The organism is Ktedonosporobacter rubrisoli (assembly GCF_004208415.1).
Taxonomy (GTDB): Bacteria; Chloroflexota; Ktedonobacteria; order Ktedonobacterales; family Ktedonobacteraceae; genus Ktedonosporobacter; species Ktedonosporobacter rubrisoli.
In genome coordinates, this window is the sequence record NZ_CP035758.1 from 7,587,407 (window position 1) to 7,603,476 (window position 16,070).

The window sequence follows — 16,070 nt, forward strand, 5'->3', positions numbered from 1 at the left end:
TAACTTCAATAGCTCCTTCCTGACGTTTAACAGCTTCTTTGCGTGAATTTCACACGATATTCACACTGCTGCCTCATATTAGAAGGTTTTTGGCTTTCTATCTAGCCAGATTGTACATTATTACAAGCAAGAATGATCTGCGCCCTTTCAAATAAAGAGGAGGAAATGAATGTCCATACAAGTTATTCGTTGGCAAGAGTCGCGTCTGCCTCAGGAGCAGGAGTTGTTGCGACGCATGCGCGAGGAAGGTCTGGCTCCCTATACCTGGTCAAATGGTCCACATTATAGATATGCGGCACATAGCCATAGCTATCAGAAGGTGCTCTATTGTGTCAGCGGCTCCATTCGTTTTGGCCTGCCCGATCGTCCCGAGGGTTTGGCGGCAGTTGATCTTGCGCCTGGCGATTGTATGATTTTGCCGGCCGGCACGCGCCATGACGCTGAAGTGGGACCGCAGGGCGTAACTTGTATGGAAGCTGCTCAATATGTATAAGTATCAGCTTGTGAAGCGCTGACCTTTGGCGTAACGTTTCATCGGTTGGCAAATTGAGAGAAGTCCTTTCCGTTTCGCTAAACGACCGGCCGTTTATTTAACCGTGGGAATAAAGCTGCGTATATAGAACAGCATTAAGTAGTTCCAGGTATTCGGAAGATGATCTGCGCTCACATTGAAGAGAGAGATTGTCTATGTTTAGGAAAGGAAAGGCCTGATAGATGCAAACATCCACGTATAAAGATCAAGTGCTGGCACCTTACGAGTGGTATCGTACCATGCGCGCAACGCAGCCGGTTTTTCATGATGAAGAGCAGAAAGTTTGGCATCTCTTTCGCTACTCCGATGTGCAGCGTGCCATGAGTGAGTATGCTACATTCTCGTCTGATCCACGCTCTACAATGGAATGGCAGCCGGAAGAAACAGATCCTATTCTTGCCAGCATTTTGCGTCTGGACCCACCGCGCCATCGCCAGTTGCGCAACCTGGCTAGCATGGCCTTCACGCCGCGCGTGGTAACGCAGCTGGCTCCGCGCATTACCGAGATCACTAATGAGCTGCTGGATAAGGTATCTAACTCGGCGCATGAGCTGGATGTTGTGCGCGATCTCGCCTATCCTTTGCCTGTGACGGTTATTGCCGAGCTGCTAGGTATCCCGACCGAGATGCGTGCAGACTTCAAACGCTGGTCCGATGCCCTGGTCTCAGACGAGGGGGAAGAGGATCGAGAAGTGCTTTTTGCGGAAATTAAGAGCATGTATGGCTATTTTGCACAAGTGCTTGAAGAGCGCCGCCAACATCCGCAGGATGATCTCGTCAGTGCCTTGCTCGCAGCCGAGATCGAGGGACAGCGTTTAAGCGATATTGAGTTGCTGGGCTTCTGTGCGCTTCTACTGGTTGCCGGCAACGAAACAACCACCAATCTGATTGCCAATAGCGTTCTCTGCTTTGATCAGAATCCAGGAGTGGTTGAGCGCTTGCGCAGAGATCCGAACTTGCTTCCTGGCGCTATCGAGGAAGCGCTGCGCTATCTCTCGCCGATCAAAGCCATGGCGCGTTTCACGCGGACGGAAACTGTGATAGGAGATCAGCAAATCGGGGCCCGGGAGGTGGTGATCACCTGGCTGGCTTCGGCCAATCGGGATGAGAGCCAGTTTCCGCAGGCCGAGCGCTTCGACATAGAACGTACTCCTAATCGCCACATTGCTTTTGGTCACGGCATTCACTTTTGCCTGGGAGCTCCTCTGGCGCGGCTAGAAGCCAAGATTATGCTTGGCGCGATGCTCGAACGCTTCCCCGGCCAGTGGCATGTGCCTGATGATGCTCCCTTGCAGCCAATCAAGAGCGATATTGTCTTTGGCGTCAAGAATCTGCCCCTGAACTGGGGTTAGCTCCGCAGCATAAAGCTTGCTGGAAAAAGATTGTTAAGGGCAGTCTGCTGGCATTCGGTAGACTGCCCTTAACCGCAAGTAAATCATTTCCATCCCCTCCTCTCCCCGGGCGCTAAAGGTGGTCAGCTGACTCTGCAAGGTCCAGAGGGCGGGGAAAAGCTGAAGAGCTAAAAAAAGCGGCGATGTGATATACTCAATCATCACGTTGTAACGCAAACCGACCGGCTCTATAGAGAAAAAGGAGTTTTCGTCATCCATGGGACGACTCGAAGGACGTGTTGCATTTGTCACAGGAGCTGGCAGAGGTATCGGCGCTGCCACGGCTTTACGCATGGCTGAAGAGGGCGCCCGGGTTGCCCTCGCCGATATCGATAGCGAGGGCAGTCAGCAGGTGATAGAAGAGATTGATCGGCTGGGCTCTCAAGGCCTTGTCTTTCCCTGCGATGTGACAAGTCAGGCCGCGGTCCAAGCGGCAATCGACGAAACGGCGCAGCGCTTTGGACGGCTGGACATTCTTGTGAATAATGCTGGCGTCATCAGAGATAATATGCTCTTCAAGTTGTCGGAGGAGGATTGGGATACAGTGATGGCGGTCCATCTCAAGGGTGCATTTCTATGTAGTCGTGCCGCCCAATCCCATATGGTCAAGCAAGGATATGGGCGCATTATCTCGCTCTCTTCCACCTCTGCCTTGGGCAATCGCGGCCAGGCTAATTATGCGGCAGTCAAAGCCGGGATACAGGGCTTTACGCGGACGCTGGCTATCGAGCTTGGTAAATTTGGCATTACTGCCAACGCCGTAGCTCCTGGCTACATTGTGACTGAGATGACGCGTGCCTCAGCCCGCCGTCAGGGCCTGGACCCTGAGCAGGCCATTGCCGAAGCCGCCAAACGCATTCCTGTTGGGCGCGTTGGACAGCCGCGCGATGTGGCTAACGTGATTTGCTTTCTTGCCTCGGATGAAGCCAGTTTTGTCAATGGCCAGATTATTTATGTGGCGGGCGGTCCCCGAGGCTGATCGTCAAGCGTCTCTCGACAGCACCTCAAGCGAGGTGCTGTCATTATATAAGTAGGGCTATATTCTAGAGGAGAGTTGGAGAGAAAAGAACGTATGTATTCCACGGAGCGCCGACAGGCGATCATTGTTCTTGATTTTGGGTCACAGTATAGCCGGTTGATCACCCGTCGCGTGCGCGAGAGCCATGTCTATAGTGAACTGGTGCCGGCCAATACGACGCTCGCAGAATTGCAGCAGAAGCCGTACCTGGATATAAAGGGATTTATTCTTTCTGGTGGACCATCCAGCGTCTATGACGATGACGCACCCATTTGTGACCCGGCCATTTTACAGAGTGGCTTGCCTATTCTGGGCATTTGTTATGGGATGCACATTTTAGCCAATCAGCTTGGCGGGCATGTGGCTCCAGCACAGGGCCGACGCGAATATGGCCCGGCCACTATCGATGTGCCCCCAAACGCAGGCGACGATGAGCAGGCCTTTCGCATTTTTGCCGGCCTGGCTGAGCAGTTTGGCGCGAGCAAGCAGGATTCTTTACACCTGCCCGTCTGGATGAGCCACGGCGATAGCGTCGATCAGCTGCCTGCAGGCTTTCGCGTGCTGGCCTGCACCGAGAGCAATCCGGTGGCTGTGATTGCGCACCCTCAAGGCTTGATTGGTTTGCAGTTCCATCCCGAAGTTACCCATACGAAACAGGGCAAAGAGCTTATCAACAATTTCCTGTTTCGCATCTGCGCTTGCGCCGGCGATTGGACCTCTGGCTCGGTTATTGAGGAGACCGTCGAACAGATTCGCTCGCGCATCGGGAGCGAGCGCGTGCTCTGTGCGCTCTCTGGTGGCGTCGATTCTGCGGTGGCGGCTTTGCTCATCCACCGTGCGGTAGGTGATCAGCTTACCTGTGTCTTTGTTGATACCGGCTGCTTGCGCGCGGGCGAACGCGAACAGGTAGTTGAGACCTTTAGCGGGCATCTGCATATTCCGCTTGTAGTTGTCGATGCTAAGCGGCGTTTCCTGGCTCGCCTGGCCGATGTCGTCGATCCCGAACAGAAACGCAAGATTATTGGCGAAGAGTTTATCCGTGTCTTCGAGGAAGAGGCTGAGCGCCTCGCGGAACAGAAGGGGCCGATCGCCTTCCTGGCTCAGGGCACGCTCTATCCCGATGTGATTGAGAGTACCAGCCACGATACTGCCTCGACGGCGAAGCGCATTAAGACGCACCACAATGTGGGAGGTCTGCCTGAAGATATCAAGTTCAAGCTTGTCGAGCCCTTGCGTACGCTCTTCAAAGATGAGGTGCGCGAGATTGGCCAGGCGCTTGGCTTGCCCGAAGAATGGGTCTGGCGCCATCCCTTCCCGGGTCCGGGCCTGGCTATCCGCGTCATTGGACCGGTTGACGAGGGGCGCCTTGATGTCTTGCGCGCCGCCGATAAGGTTGTGATCGAGGAGATTCGCAAGGCTGGCATCTATCGCGAGCTGGGGCAGGCCTTTGCTGTGCTCACGCCTATTCAAAGCGTTGGTGTGATGGGCGATGGGCGCACCTATGCTAATGTCGTGGCCGTTCGCGCTGTGACGACAGGCGACTTTATGACTGCGGATTGGGCCAGGCTCTCGCCCGATTTGCTGGCGCGTATCTCACACCGCCTTGTCAATGAAGTGCCGGGCGTGAATCGCGTCGTCTACGATATTACCTCAAAGCCCCCGGCTACCATTGAATGGGAATAGCCTGGCATGATCGAGTTTGAAGTTATTGCGCGCGGCCTCTACAGGCCGCAGCAATTTATTATCGAGTATCGACCCGAGCTGCGTATGCCGCTTACCCCCGATATTCAAGCCTGGATGGATGAGCAGTGGACACAGAAGCTAGCGCGGGCCAGGCAGGATGGCACGCTCCTGTTTGATGCTCCGCTGTTTCGCTTTATCGAGGCTCAGGCTGGCGCTGACGATACGCTTCACCTGACGCTTGGCGAGACCAGCTATAAGCAGTATGTAACGACGCGCATGCCTGCTTTTGCCCAGGGAAGAGCGCGTCAGGAACTGGGCAATGCGCTCTCGGTCTGCTCGGTGGTCGAGACCAGCGATGATTACATTCTGTTGGACAAGCGGCAGGGCGTGGATGTATATGTTGGGCGCTACCATGTCATCGGAGGCTTTTTTGAGCGGGAGCGCGATATGGCGGCGCAGCCAGATCCATTCGGGGCCATGCGCCGCGAGATCCGCGAAGAAACCGGCGTGCAGGCTGAGGATATCAGCGAACAGTATTGCCTTGGTGTGGTTTATGATCTGGCGACGCCGCATGCCGAACTGTGCTTTCTGACGCGACTGCATATTTCCCTGGCTGAGGTGCTGAAGCGCGAGCCCGAAGAGGATGAGATCAAGCAACTGCTCTCACTCAAGGTGAGCGCTGAGAGTTTGCGCGAGTTCATTGTGAGCCAGCATGGCAATATCTCGGCGACAGGCGAGCCCAATTTGCTCTTCTATGGAGCCTGGAAATTCGGCGAAGCCTGGTATGCTGAACTGCTGACTGGTCTGCGCTGAACTGAATGTGGTAGAATTGGGCCAGGAGAACGCCGAACAAATGTTTTATGGGCTCATGCATGCTGGGTGAAATTATGTGGTATTGAGGAGGAGAATTGCTATATGGACTGGCCTGAGTATCCAACCATGGATGTAGAAGATTATCTGAACTTAGATAGCGCCAGCCGGACAGCGCTATGAATATCTCGACGGCCGGCTCAGAATGCTGGCTGGAGGCAGTATTAATCATGCGCTCGTTATTGCTAACTTGATCGGAATTCTCTATGGGGCTCTGCGTGGAAAGCCCTGCCGGGTCTATAACTCGGATATCCGTTTGCAACTGAGCAAAGCGCGTTATGTGTATCCAGATATAACGGTGAGCTGCGATGAGCGGGATAAAGGGCAGGGCGATTCTATACGCTATCCTCGATTAGTAGTAGAAGTGCTCTCACCCAGCACTGAAGCCTTTGATCGGGGACGCAAAGCCGCCTACTATCGCGAATGCGCTAGCTTATAGGAATATGTTATCGTTGAAGCGCAAGAAATGCAGATCGAGGTTTATCATCGCGAACAAAGTGGCTGGATGCTCTATCCTGCAGGCCCCAGCAGTATAGTCAAGCTGAGGAGCCTCGATATCCAGATCCCCATAGAAGATATCTACGAGAACGTGTATTGCGTCGAGCAAAAATAAGAGCCCATAAAGTCGGGCTGTAAGCTTAGCTTTTGAAGTACAGCTCGGCTTTAGAGAAAGAACTGTTCAACCTTGACGTTCCACTCAGGCACAATCTTTGAGGGCAAACTAGCTTTGCCACGAAAAACGCCAAGGGAATGATATTGGCCCTCCTCCAGCACTAACAGCTCTACTGTCTTGCTACCAGGGAGCACGATCCAGTATTCGGGTACCCCTGCACTAGCATAGGCCACAAATTTTTCGTGTAGATCGTGGCGGATCGTCGCGGGGGAAGCAACCTCAACGACAAGATCGGGCGCGCCCAGCACGCAGCGCTCGGTTATGCGCTCACGGTGCTCATTGAGCACGACTAATACATCGGGCTGGACGACATGTCGATCAGCTAAAATCACATCAAAGGGAGCGACAAAGACTCTTCCTCGTTTGGTCGCTTGGATCGCGCTGCGCAAGTAGGCAAAAATCTCTCCTACAATAGATTGGTGCTCAGCGCTGGGCGAAGGTGCCATATAGAGAACTCCACTAACCACTTCATAACGATGCCCATCCTCTGGTATCGTAGCATATTGCGCATATGTCCACTGACCCTGTGCTGGACCTGGCATCCGATTTGCCGGAACGACCACAGACAGGCTTTCTTCGGTTGTCATCATATCTTCACTCCTGCGTAATGCCTTAGAGCACTGTCTTTTCCGTCTCCTGGCAACGCAACTCTAGAGAAAGAACTGTCCGACCTGAACATCCCACTCGGGGATAAGCCGAGATGGTAAGGTAGCCTTGTCACGAAAAACGCCGAGAGAATGATATTGGCCCTCCTCCAGTACTAGCAGCTCAAGCGTCTGGCTGTCTGGCTGGATAATCCAATACTCAGGAACACCCGCGTCGGCATAGGCGTCTAGCTTCTCGCGCAGATCATGGCGTGCAGTCGCGGGGGAAGCGACCTCGACGACGAGATCGGGCGCACCCAGCACGCAGCGCTCGGTGATACGTTCACTATGCTCATTGAGTACGACTAATACATCGGGCTGGACGACGTGCCGATCAGCTAGGACCACATCAAAGGGAGCGACAAAAACTCTTCCTCGTTTGATCGCTTGGATCGCGCTGAACAAGTGAACGACTATTTTTACCACTATAGATTGGTGCTCAGCGCTGGGCGAAGGTGCCATATAGAGAACTCCACTAACCACTTCATAACGATACCCATCCTCTGGTATCGTAGCATATTGCGCATATGTCCAGCGACCCTGTGCCGGACCTGGCATCCGATTTGCCGGAACGACTACAGACAGGCTTTCTTCGGTTGTCATCATATCTTTGCTCCTGTTCAATTGCCTCAGAGCACTGTCTTCTTCTTTTGCTAGCATACCATAGAAGGCAGCAAACGCATAGAAGCGTTAAGGCTTACAGCGTACAAATACATAGAAAGATCATCATAAATAACTATAGCCAGCCCGCTGGCCCGTGCTACACTCTGAACAAGAATTGTAGATAGCAGGGGGATTGACTATATGGCGAATCTACCTTACCATTCAGACATGAGCGATATAAGCGTTGAAGCATACTTGCAGCTCGACCGCTCTAGCCCAGAGCAGCGCTATGAATATATTGACGGTCAGCTCAGAATGCTGGCCGGTGGAACTACCAGGCATGCGAAGATCGGCATCAACGTAACGAGTGCTCTGCATGATCGACTGCGCGGACATTCCTGCGTAGTCTATAACTCTGACTTGCGCGTCAAACTTTCCGCGCACAGATATGTCTACCCCGATGCTTCCGTGAGCTGTGACGTGCGTGACCACGATGAACAATTGGACAATATCAACTTCCCTTGCCTCATTGTGGAAATACTTTCTCCCGGTACTGAAGCCTATGATCGCGGGAAAAAATTCAACTATTACCGCGAGTGCCAGAGCGTACAGGAATATGTACTCGTTAATACCGAGAGCCCCTTAGTTGAGCTTTTCCGGCGCGAGAAAAATACCTTGTGGACGCTTCATCTCTTCTCCCTGGAGGATGAAGTAAAATTTGCCTGCCTCGGGATTAGCTTACCTGTGACCGCTATTTATGAAGGCATAACTTTCCAGAACGGTTCACGCGAGTAGCTGAAAGGGAAGCATCCATGATACTACCAGAACACTATTCGATGAACATTCAATGGGACCCGAGAGATAGCATCTATTACTAACAGCTCCAATCAGGTACAATCTTCGCACAAAACACAAGACATCTTCCCACGGTTTACCCTTGTGATATAATTGCGTACAACATCCGAAATAAGCGGTGTTAATACTCCGTAACACCGCCTCTAGAGCGTATCCAAACAATTCTCAATTCTTAAGAATTAATGTCTACATCAGTAAAGTACATCAATTCCCAAAAAGATCATCCATACCATTCATTGCGTCTTTGTGCATTGATGGTAATAGATGGGAATAAACATCCATCGTCATAGCAATAGTGCTATGGCCTAAAAGCTCTTGCACAACCTTGGGATGAATACCCATCTGTAGAAGAATAGTTGCAGCACTGTGACGAAGATCGTGAAAACGCATGTGGGGTAAATCCGCTTGATCTAATGCCTTCTGAAACATTTTTAGAAGTCGATCAGGCTTTAAAAAGTTACCTTGAGTGTTAGGAAATACCAAGTCTCGATCTACCCATTTTTTGGCAGATGATTTATAAGCGTTTTGCCTCTCCTGATGTCTTTTTAGTGCATCAATTACAACATGAGGTAATACTATCTTGCGACGGCTATAACTCGACTTTGGATCATTCTCGACAAAGCCATACCCAGCTAACCTATTCACAGTATGCTTTATCCTCAATGTACAGCTATCTAGATCTATATCACTCCATCTCAAAGACAACAACTCGCCTCTACGCATAGCAGTTGTCACTGCCATAAGAAGAATAGCTTCTAAACCACTCTCCCTAACAATCCGAATAAGTTTTTGCGCCTCAGCATCCGATAACGTGCAGGGCTCATATCGATCTCGTTTAGGTACTGTGACAATAGATGCTACATTATATGATACAAGCTTCCATTTTATTGCATTTTCTAGAGCTACATGAAGGACTGCATGAATAACCGTAATGCTGCTAGGTTTTAGATTACTTTGCAGGAGTTTAGCATAAAACACCTGCACGTGTTGGGGAGTCAATTTTTGTAATTGAATATGACCTAACGCTGGCGCTAGATGTCTTCTAATTGCCCAACGATATTGGATATAGGTACTATGCCTTGATAGAGGCGGTTTATGTGTCGTTTCAAGCCACTGAACAAGGTAATCCCGAAGTTTCTGACGAGGGCCAGTTGCTAAGGTTCCTTCTTTATCTTCCTTTTGTGCTGATCGTAACCTTTCAAGTGCTTCATTTGCCGTCTTGCCATAAACGTATTTACGCCTGCCGTTCTTAGGTATAAAACTAGCTTGCCATCTTCCATCTTTACGTTTGAACAGTGTTCCTTCACCATTCTTACGGACCTTCTTATTGGCCATTTCCGCATCACCCCCGTACCTGTTCATGCTCAATAAGCCATCTTTGTACGGAAGCAGCGTAAAAGCGGAGAGATCGACCCATACGCATAAATGGAAGCCCTTCATTCTGCATAAGCTCATATACTTTCGGCCTGCTGATACAGAGTAGAGACATCATATCTTTTATCGTTAATAACTGTAATTGTGCGGATGTCTCGTCACTCAACCGGTTTATCTTTACCTGTTTCATACGTTGAGCACCTTTCACAAAAACAGCCTTGCATGCTACAATAAACATGCAAGGCTACAAACACTAGCCAGTAGTCAAGGCTTCTCTGTCCAGGTTCCAATTGTCCAGGGAAGCCACTTCTATTTTTGATGGTCCTATTGTTGCTTAACAGAAGTGACAAAACGAAAATCACGCCCGAGCACTTCAAGCCAAGTACGATGCTGACGAATACAGTCCTCACAGACGAGTACGCCCGTCTTTTCTCCCTTTCTTCCCTTCTCATGAGCATAGGTACAGGGAGCCCATTTTCTGCACAATGAACAAGTAGCTTGCATCACGCCGTCCCTTCATGGAAGCGTTGAAAACACTTCATTGATACTCGCCTATCGGGCCGCTTTACAAGCCCGTTTAAGACTTTGACGTTTAGATAAACAGTACCTATTGGGAGGTACGTTGCACCTTCCATCGAAAGGAACCTCTTTCATGGTGAAAGCACATGGACGAGCGTTAGCCCTCGATTTTGGCCTTGCGCTTCCGTTTGAGGATCACCGGATAGCGCGGAGCAGGCTGCGGATGAAAACCGCAGGCTCGCCCTGGCGAATTTCCTCGTGGTTGGCACCGACATGCGGGTGTTCCAAGCCGTGCCAAAAGCGACGGCATGATCCGACGCACCTGTCGAGGAGTCAGCGATCGTTGCTTGCTCTCCCAAGGTCGATACTCAGCTTGCCCAAGATGGCAAGCCAGGGCCAATTGGTTCAAGGCCAATGCCACCAGCAGGCTCCAGCGCTCAAACTGCTCAGGCATTCGCACATGGGCTTGTGTCCAGAGCAAATCTTGCTTCATGAAGCGGTAGGCATGCTCCTGAGAGAAGCGGAGAGCATAGGTGGGAGCAATCAACGGCAAGGCCGTCTGGGTCGAGAGTTGAACAAACCAACTTTCTCGCGGATCGCGCTTGCTGTCTTTGGCTCCTTCGCGCATGACACGCACCACCGCAACCTCGACATCACGGCCTTGCTGAAAATGCAAGCCGTTCCAGCGTGTGAGGTGGACTGCTCGGCCTTTCTCATCGGTCCCCACAAAGCTCTCATCAACTCCCGTCAGCGTTTCTGGGCGAGTTCCTTGCAAGAGGGGGCCATCCAGTGGTCTTCGACCTCGTGTGCTGGTACGCACTGGCGCTCGGTAGAGCTTGCGGTTGCGCTTGAGGCGAATGAGCACCTCACAGCCCAACGCGCGACAGACTCGCAGAAAGTCTGCCGTAGCATACCAGCGATCTGCCAAAATGAGCACCCGCCGAGGCAACTGAGGAACCACCTCACGCAATTGCATGATCGCAACCTCGATTGCCGTTTGATGGGTAGGGATACGGCGTTGATCGAGGATGCCAACCCAACTCCCAGGTTCCGATGGCAAGAGCATCATCGTCGAGAAGTGCCATCCGGCGCTGATCGGCTTGCTGGCTCGCGGCAGGTTCGGGACGTAGATGATGCCGCGATCTGGGCTGGTTTGAGCTTCTGGTCGGGGCACGCTACTGCTATCCACGCTCAGGCAAATGAGCTCATCGCTGGCTCGTTGCTGCAAGAATGCCTGGATGCATACGGTGCGCAAGGCGGCATCATTGATCTTGCCATTGGTCAATGCCTGGTAGAGGCTGGACCAGCGGCGTTCAAAGCACGGTGCTTGCGACAACTCGACCAGCGAGCGAGCCTGAGGCTCAACGAGCAAGGCATCGCACACGTTGAACAAGGCATCAGCTCCACGCTCAAAGCAGGTATATACCTGCTGACGAAACTGTTGAAGTATGTTAAAGTGCAAGGTGTTGGTGTCCTTTGCTTGGTTTTTTTGATAGTGCAAAGAACACTACACCTGTTGGCGGCTCTTGGCAATCCAAGGCTGCCTTTTTTACTGCTTTATCCAAACGTCAATAAGACTAAAACTACGTAAAAAGAGGGGCTCGTGTTACTAGCGCGAGCCCCATTTCAATGATGCTAGTAATACTGCCCTTGAGAGCACTCCTACTCACCTCATTTCGGAAATGCATCAATCGGCTTTGGAAGCCCTTTGAGATGAAACCTATGTATTGGTTGGGTCCTGTGTTACTAGACAGGACCCAAGGGGCTTTGCTTTCGCCAGACGGAAAAAGGAAGAGGGTTTTTCTTTCTCTCTTCCAACCCCCACAAATCCGCTTGATAAGCGCTTTGAGTAAGAAAACAATGGACTTATCGGAGCCTATGTTATTAGATAGGCTCCGTAAGGTTTGATCCTCGTCAAAAAAGACAGAGAAAACGAGAAAAAGGAAGAGATATCTTCTCATACAACGCCTCCGGCTTGAATACGCTGCCACATCATTGCAGCATCAAGACCATAGTAATAGCAAAGAAAATTGAAGACATTACCGCCTTTGCCCCACGTGTAGCAATGCCAGCAGGCACGGCCAGGAGAACGAGGACGATAGACTTTGAAAGAGGGATGACAGTCTTTTCCTCTTCGATGGTGCTCACCAAAAGGACACAGACCAACGCCACGCGCATCGAGCTCGACATAGCGCCCAATCAGGTCAAAAGGGTCTTGTTGGCAGCACCATTCATGAAGCGTGTGAGCCGTCGTGGGTGACGACGGGTTATCGATGTTGTTGCGGGGGCTCTGGCTCACCTCACGAGTGTGAGATGTCTCATACGCTCGCCCAAGGTGTGACACGAAATGCCTATGTCGTGACACAAAATGAGAGGGATCAACTTTTTCTTGCTGCTCTAACCAGGTGAGCGTTTCTTTGACGGTCGTTGCTGCTTTGACTGGCTTGCCGTCTCGTGAGAAAGCACCTATCCAGGGATAGCGTTTGCCTGTCAGACGATGCACGCCTAATGGGAGCCTGATGAGCGAACCGTAGCCAGTGCTTTGATCTTGTTTGGGATAAAACTCTATGCCGACTGGACACCAAGGCAAGAGCCAGGTACGCGCCTGTGCAGCTGGAAGCGGCTGGGTAAAGAAGATCCAGAGATGGCCGCCCCGTCTTGAGGCTTCCAGATGGGCCATTATGCCCTCGGACGCAAGACGCGCCCGTACCTGCCACAACATCGATAACCCATTGTCGCTATCCGCATCAAAGACAACGTAGCGACACAAGCCAGCTTCATTGATGACGTAGGTCCCATACGTCTGAATGCCTCGAAGATGCTGGTCAAGATCAGCATCCGTTAGCGGCCTTCCTACACGAGCGTAGCGCCCGTTCTGGCGCTGAACGGCATAATCACTTTGACGAACGACAAACAGGTGTTTATAGTGTTTTACTGCCTCTTGTGAGAGAGTATAAAAAGACTTCATACATTGCCTCATGAAACGAAACTTCCCATGACGCAGCCGAGAGAGGAAACGTCACAAAAAAGCGAGTGGGGTACGTTTCCGTCTGGAAATGTATCCCCAGAGCCTTAGAACTTCCTTTCCTTGTGAGCCTGTTCACACAAGAGAAGATGATCAACAAGCTGACGAAGCGCTGCTACCCCAAGGAGGGCCATACGGCGATCTGTGAAGGCAAATGCAGAAAGCCAGCCAAGTGCAAACCCGGCTCGATAGCTCAAAGACGGGGTATGGCCGAGAGAATAATCGCTGGGTGAAGGAAGAACATTTTCCAAAAGAACCCGCATCATTTCCTCACGTGTGTAGAAATGATTACGGAAGATGGGTTTTTCCTCGGTATAATCCCACATTTCCTCAAAGTAGGTGTCAAAGCCTGAGCTAGCGCCAAGGGAAAATTCTTCATCAGCGTGAAAAGCAGCCTCAAAACCAGAGGGAAGTAAGAGAGCGGGTGAATACTCTGCCTCCAAGAAATCAACAGGGGCGAGCACTGGTTGAGAAGACATAGAAGCAAAAACCGCTGGCAATGTATCGGTCACACGTGCATGGGCAAGCATGAAGAAATCCTTTCATTCGTCATGCAAGCTCCCCGCTTGAAGCATGCGATGAGCGGGGAACTCGCAAAATCATGTTCAGGGAGGTTGAACGCTCAGAGGTGTTTCTTAATCATTGGTATGCGTCTGCTGTTTGGTGTGTCGTGTGCGTTCCGATTGAACTAAGACACAAAGGACCTCAGCACCTTCTTGGGCGGCAACGCGATTAGTAAGGGCTAAGGCAGAAAGCCAGCCATGCAGGAAACCGACGCGCCAGCCTAAAGGAAGTTCTTCGCGATGGGAGAGGAATTCTTTGACCACAATCCCACCTACTTCTAAATCGCTGTAATGACGTGGTTGAAAAACAACCTCCTGAGGTGCCTGCGTGTCCCGTTCATACATTTCTTCGAAGTAAGTAATAAATCCAGGCTTACACGCCTTGTGGTACTCAGGGTCAGCGTGGAAAGAAAGAGCACTTGAAATGGGAACTAACAAGGCTGGACTATAGTCCATTTCAACGGCTTCATCAAAAGAAAGCACACGAGAAGAAAGAGTAGAAACCATTGAAGGAACAGGAGATGCAAACATGGGTCAATCCTTTCTCTTGACGCTCACGATCCATTCAGGTATGCTCTGAATGAGTCTCGAAGCAAGCCTCAAACTGCAAACGACTCATTGAGCCTGATGTGTATGCTACATCAGGCTTTTTTGTTCTGAATGAGCCTGACAACAACGACCTGTACCGAGCAGTGCAGCAGTGAAAACACATTATGTGTCTTCAATGCGCCTTTCATTTTCTGAGAGGAACACAGTGATTTTTTCACCTGCGCAAAAAAGAGCAGAAAAAGAAACAAAAAAATCGAAGAAAAGGGGAAAAACCTTTGCTCGCATTCTCAGAATACACCCAGAACAGGAGGGGAAATGTATCTCTTTCTGTTCAGTTTCTTCCAGGAATATTCTGAGAAGAAGGTCATGAAAAATCATGGCCTGCACACGGCAATACTACAACAAAAAACACGACGTAATTCCTGTCTCGTTTCCACGCATTCGTGGGGGTGTCGTGGAAAACCGTGGAGGTATCGTGGGGAAACATGGACCATTCGAGCAGGAATAAGCTGCTGAAAAATGTTGAAGAAACATCTTTTTGAACGGAAGGTGCAAAATTGGCAGCAACCCCCACGAACGAAAAGGGCACAACCATGTGCATCATGAAGAGGAAAATACAGGCGTATTTTGCTTCATTTTTGTCAATACGAAAAAATGAGCAGAAATACCAGGGAAATGCAACAAAATGGCGAACTCGTGGCGCAACTAAATGGTATTGTGTGGAATAAGCTGGGATAAAACGGTATTATGGAGTTGCGCCACAGTTGCGCATTGAGGAAAGGAAAGAGGTACAAACAGGACATCAGCACCTCTTTCTTTTCCTCAAGACTGCACACGACACCCATCATGAAAACAACGCCGCGCATGCATTCCGCATTCTAGATGAACACGAAGCCAAGAATGTGCAGCCATGACACTAGCAAAATCACGCTGCTCATCTGTAGGGGAAAGCAAACAAAGCCGTTTTGTTGTCATATCCGAGACAACGCGATAGCCTTGAGCACGAGCAGAAGATAATAAGCGAAGCATCCTTACATCAGCTAGGTTCATCATAACCCCTTTCTCAAAAGGAATGACAAGAAACAATGGTCAATCCTTTCTCTTTCTCCTAAGCCCAAACCATTCAGGCTCAGTGCAGGCCACTCTCAAGGATGAGATATGACAATGGACTGCATCAACCTAACGGTAAGAAAAAAACGAAGGGAGATACAAGCGTCAACCATCCGTGCCTGTTAGCCAGAAGCGTGTACTGAACTGGTCAATAGATCGCCCCCTCTTTACCAGAGGATGGAGTACCCTTGTACGTGAAGCATTCCCTGAAAAATGCTGGCTCTTGTGAGGCTACGCGCTGCTTTTCAACGTGGCGCTTGACGACATTCATGTGAGAAGCAAAGAACCCTCATACTTACCAGAAGCATGGTCCCATTTCTTTGTTGGCATGGAGCCTACGGCGTCTCTATCCGCCTCTGTCCTGTCCCTGCACCCCGTTAGATGGTGAGACTTTCGTTTAGGCCATTCCGAGCCGCAATGCAGGTTAGCTTACGCAAGAGCAGTTGGGTCACTCACACGCCCCTCTCACATTCAAAAGCCTTTTCTTTAGTTGTTCAAGTGCTTAAAGAATTGCTGTGATATAAGATTATCGTCTTTGCAATTCTTAATTATCACAATTATCATATTATCATGCATGCGTTTATTTTGTCAACCCTTTATCGCCTATTGTTTATTGAATATTAAGATGAAACATTTGTCATATTGCTTATTCTCAATTATC

General features: G+C 50.5%; 17 protein-coding genes. 9 read left to right on the forward strand and 8 right to left on the reverse strand.

Annotation, left to right across the window (positions count from 1 at the left end):
- The first annotated feature begins 169 nt into the window (after nucleotides 1–169).
- The 7 genes from EPA93_RS32970 to EPA93_RS48655 all read left to right on the forward strand — a co-directional run bounded on the left by EPA93_RS32970 (nucleotide 170) and on the right by EPA93_RS48655 (nucleotide 6,107).
- Nucleotides 170–493 carry a cupin domain-containing protein gene (locus EPA93_RS32970; protein ID WP_129891592.1) on the forward strand — a complete coding sequence of 108 codons (324 nt, stop codon included), beginning with the start codon at nucleotides 170–172 and terminating at the stop codon, nucleotides 491–493.
- A 221-nt stretch (nucleotides 494–714) separates the two neighbouring features.
- Complete coding sequence (locus EPA93_RS32975; RefSeq protein ID WP_129891593.1) at nucleotides 715–1,884, forward strand: cytochrome P450; 1,170 nt, start codon at nucleotides 715–717, stop codon at nucleotides 1,882–1,884.
- Nucleotides 1,885–2,140: 256 nt separating this feature from the next.
- Complete coding sequence (locus tag EPA93_RS32980; RefSeq protein ID WP_129891594.1) at nucleotides 2,141–2,902, forward strand: SDR family NAD(P)-dependent oxidoreductase; 762 nt, start codon at nucleotides 2,141–2,143, stop codon at nucleotides 2,900–2,902.
- 93 nt (nucleotides 2,903–2,995) lie between these two features.
- On the forward strand, nucleotides 2,996–4,624 hold the full coding sequence (gene guaA / locus EPA93_RS32985; protein WP_129891595.1) for a glutamine-hydrolyzing GMP synthase: 1,629 nt from the start codon (nucleotides 2,996–2,998) through the stop codon (nucleotides 4,622–4,624).
- A 6-nt stretch (nucleotides 4,625–4,630) separates the two neighbouring features.
- Entirely contained in the window at nucleotides 4,631–5,437 is an 807-nt protein-coding gene (locus EPA93_RS32990) for an NUDIX hydrolase (protein ID WP_129891596.1), read from the forward strand.
- A 154-nt stretch (nucleotides 5,438–5,591) separates the two neighbouring features.
- Nucleotides 5,592–5,933, forward strand: coding sequence for a Uma2 family endonuclease (locus tag EPA93_RS32995; RefSeq protein ID WP_277988991.1), 342 nt, complete (start codon nucleotides 5,592–5,594; stop codon nucleotides 5,931–5,933).
- Between the two features lie 27 nt (nucleotides 5,934–5,960).
- Nucleotides 5,961–6,107: a hypothetical protein gene (locus EPA93_RS48655; protein ID WP_165423557.1), complete on the forward strand. Its 147-nt coding sequence runs from the start codon at nucleotides 5,961–5,963 to the stop codon at nucleotides 6,105–6,107.
- A 50-nt stretch (nucleotides 6,108–6,157) separates the two neighbouring features.
- On the opposite strand, the gene EPA93_RS33000 is transcribed toward EPA93_RS48655, so the two are convergent.
- A complete protein-coding gene (locus EPA93_RS33000) occupies nucleotides 6,158–6,757 on the reverse strand; it encodes a Uma2 family endonuclease (protein ID WP_242527188.1) in 600 nt (199 codons plus the stop codon).
- A 60-nt stretch (nucleotides 6,758–6,817) separates the two neighbouring features.
- Nucleotides 6,818–7,417 (reverse strand): Uma2 family endonuclease, encoded by a 600-nt coding sequence (locus EPA93_RS33005; RefSeq protein WP_242527189.1) that lies wholly within the window; start codon nucleotides 7,415–7,417, stop codon nucleotides 6,818–6,820.
- 198 nt (nucleotides 7,418–7,615) lie between these two features.
- On the opposite strand from EPA93_RS33005, the gene EPA93_RS33010 reads away from it, so the two are divergent.
- The gene (locus tag EPA93_RS33010) at nucleotides 7,616–8,209 is read left to right on the forward strand and encodes a Uma2 family endonuclease (protein WP_129891598.1); all 594 of its coding nucleotides are present in this window, start codon (nucleotides 7,616–7,618) and stop codon (nucleotides 8,207–8,209) included.
- Nucleotides 8,210–8,473: 264 nt separating this feature from the next.
- Here EPA93_RS33010 and EPA93_RS33015 read toward each other — a convergent pair whose 3' ends face one another.
- The 6 genes from EPA93_RS33015 to EPA93_RS33040 form a co-directional block, all read right to left on the reverse strand.
- Nucleotides 8,474–9,604 (reverse strand): tyrosine-type recombinase/integrase, encoded by a 1,131-nt coding sequence (locus EPA93_RS33015; protein ID WP_165423558.1) that lies wholly within the window; start codon nucleotides 9,602–9,604, stop codon nucleotides 8,474–8,476.
- Nucleotides 9,605–9,611: 7 nt separating this feature from the next.
- On the reverse strand, nucleotides 9,612–9,881 hold the full coding sequence (locus tag EPA93_RS51105; RefSeq protein ID WP_422877866.1) for an excisionase family DNA-binding protein: 270 nt from the start codon (nucleotides 9,879–9,881) through the stop codon (nucleotides 9,612–9,614).
- Between the two features lie 438 nt (nucleotides 9,882–10,319).
- Nucleotides 10,320–11,624 (reverse strand): NF041680 family putative transposase, encoded by a 1,305-nt coding sequence (locus EPA93_RS33025; RefSeq protein ID WP_129891601.1) that lies wholly within the window; start codon nucleotides 11,622–11,624, stop codon nucleotides 10,320–10,322.
- 495 nt (nucleotides 11,625–12,119) lie between these two features.
- Complete coding sequence (locus tag EPA93_RS33030; protein WP_207229260.1) at nucleotides 12,120–13,130, reverse strand: TOTE conflict system archaeo-eukaryotic primase domain-containing protein; 1,011 nt, start codon at nucleotides 13,128–13,130, stop codon at nucleotides 12,120–12,122.
- Between the two features lie 104 nt (nucleotides 13,131–13,234).
- The gene (locus EPA93_RS33035) at nucleotides 13,235–13,717 is read right to left on the reverse strand and encodes a hypothetical protein (protein WP_129891602.1); all 483 of its coding nucleotides are present in this window, start codon (nucleotides 13,715–13,717) and stop codon (nucleotides 13,235–13,237) included.
- Between the two features lie 105 nt (nucleotides 13,718–13,822).
- A complete protein-coding gene (locus EPA93_RS33040; RefSeq protein ID WP_129891603.1) occupies nucleotides 13,823–14,281 on the reverse strand; it encodes a hypothetical protein in 459 nt (152 codons plus the stop codon).
- A gap of 394 nt (nucleotides 14,282–14,675) precedes the next feature.
- Between EPA93_RS33040 and EPA93_RS50525 the strand changes: the two genes are divergently transcribed.
- On the forward strand, nucleotides 14,676–14,807 hold the full coding sequence (locus EPA93_RS50525) for a hypothetical protein (RefSeq protein ID WP_277988683.1): 132 nt from the start codon (nucleotides 14,676–14,678) through the stop codon (nucleotides 14,805–14,807).
- The last annotated feature ends 1,263 nt before the right edge of the window (nucleotides 14,808–16,070 follow it).

What these genes read in the sequence shown, in the direction of transcription:
- EPA93_RS32990 (WP_129891596.1), top strand. Translation starts at nt 4,631, where the DNA reads ATGATCGAGTTTGAAGTTATTGCGCGCGGCCTCTACAGGCCGCAGCAA.
- guaA (WP_129891595.1), top strand. Translation starts at nt 2,996, where the DNA reads ATGTATTCCACGGAGCGCCGACAGGCGATCATTGTTCTTGATTTTGGG.
- EPA93_RS33040 (WP_129891603.1), bottom strand. Translation starts at nt 14,281, where the DNA reads ATGTTTGCATCTCCTGTTCCTTCAATGGTTTCTACTCTTTCTTCTCGT.
- EPA93_RS32980 (WP_129891594.1), top strand. Translation starts at nt 2,141, where the DNA reads ATGGGACGACTCGAAGGACGTGTTGCATTTGTCACAGGAGCTGGCAGA.
- EPA93_RS32975 (WP_129891593.1), top strand. Translation starts at nt 715, where the DNA reads ATGCAAACATCCACGTATAAAGATCAAGTGCTGGCACCTTACGAGTGG.
- EPA93_RS33030 (WP_207229260.1), bottom strand. Translation starts at nt 13,130, where the DNA reads ATGAAGTCTTTTTATACTCTCTCACAAGAGGCAGTAAAACACTATAAA.
- EPA93_RS33035 (WP_129891602.1), bottom strand. Translation starts at nt 13,717, where the DNA reads ATGCTTGCCCATGCACGTGTGACCGATACATTGCCAGCGGTTTTTGCT.
- EPA93_RS33015 (WP_165423558.1), bottom strand. Translation starts at nt 9,604, where the DNA reads ATGGCCAATAAGAAGGTCCGTAAGAATGGTGAAGGAACACTGTTCAAA.
- EPA93_RS33000 (WP_242527188.1), bottom strand. Translation starts at nt 6,757, where the DNA reads ATGATGACAACCGAAGAAAGCCTGTCTGTGGTCGTTCCGGCAAATCGG.
- EPA93_RS32970 (WP_129891592.1), top strand. Translation starts at nt 170, where the DNA reads ATGTCCATACAAGTTATTCGTTGGCAAGAGTCGCGTCTGCCTCAGGAG.
- EPA93_RS50525 (WP_277988683.1), top strand. Translation starts at nt 14,676, where the DNA reads ATGGCCTGCACACGGCAATACTACAACAAAAAACACGACGTAATTCCT.
- EPA93_RS33010 (WP_129891598.1), top strand. Translation starts at nt 7,616, where the DNA reads ATGGCGAATCTACCTTACCATTCAGACATGAGCGATATAAGCGTTGAA.
- EPA93_RS33005 (WP_242527189.1), bottom strand. Translation starts at nt 7,417, where the DNA reads ATGATGACAACCGAAGAAAGCCTGTCTGTAGTCGTTCCGGCAAATCGG.
- EPA93_RS48655 (WP_165423557.1), top strand. Translation starts at nt 5,961, where the DNA reads ATGCAGATCGAGGTTTATCATCGCGAACAAAGTGGCTGGATGCTCTAT.
- EPA93_RS51105 (WP_422877866.1), bottom strand. Translation starts at nt 9,881, where the DNA reads ATGTTTATTGTAGCATGCAAGGCTGTTTTTGTGAAAGGTGCTCAACGT.